Source organism: Vibrio sp. Y176 (assembly GCF_033438945.1).
Genome location: NZ_JAWOQS010000450.1, coordinates 1 through 740, shown reverse-complemented (window position 1 = coordinate 740; position 740 = coordinate 1). Strand labels below are relative to the sequence as shown.

1 protein-coding gene is annotated in these 740 nt (G+C 46.1%); it reads left to right on the top strand.

The features are described from left to right. On the top strand, nt 1–690 hold a 690-nt coding region (locus R7O13_RS26615; protein WP_318305176.1), incomplete at its 5' end, for a ribonuclease E/G. Nucleotides 691–740 lie beyond the last annotated feature (50 nt).

Below are 740 nucleotides of genomic sequence, written 5' to 3'. Positions count from 1 at the left end.
GAAGGTGACAAGCCTATCTTTGATATGTACGACACTGAGAACGAAATTCAACGCTCTTTGGAGCGCAAAGTTGAGCTCAAGTCGGGTGGTTACTTAATCATCGATCAAACAGAAGCGATGACCACCATCGACATCAACACGGGTGCGTTTGTTGGTCGTCGTAACTTAGAAGAGACCATCTTTAATACCAATATTGAAGCGACTCAAGCCATTGCTCGCCAGTTACGTCTGCGTAACCTAGGTGGCATCATCATTATCGACTTTATCGATATGTCGTCAGAAGAGCATCGTCAGCGAGTACTAACTTCGTTAGAAGCTGCATTGTCGAAAGACCGCGTGAAAACCAACATCAATGGCTTTACGCAGTTAGGTCTGGTTGAAATGACGCGTAAGCGTACGCGCGAAAGTATTGAACATATTCTTTGTTCTGGTTGTCCTACTTGTGAAGGCCGTGGCACCGTGAAAACGGTTGAAACGGTGTGTTACGAGATTCTGCGCGAGATCACTCGTGTAAACCGAGCGTACGATGCCGACAACTTTGTCGTATACGCATCGCCATTTGTTGCAGAAGCGCTTTTGGGTGATGAGTCTCATGCGCTGGCAGAACTTGAAGTATTTATTGGTAAGCAAGTCCGTATTCAGGCTGAACCCCTGTACATTCAGGAACAGTTTGACGTCGTGATGATGTAATTGGAACATTTGTGAATTCTGGTGTTAACCGTTTTGGGCGTTTTTGCGCG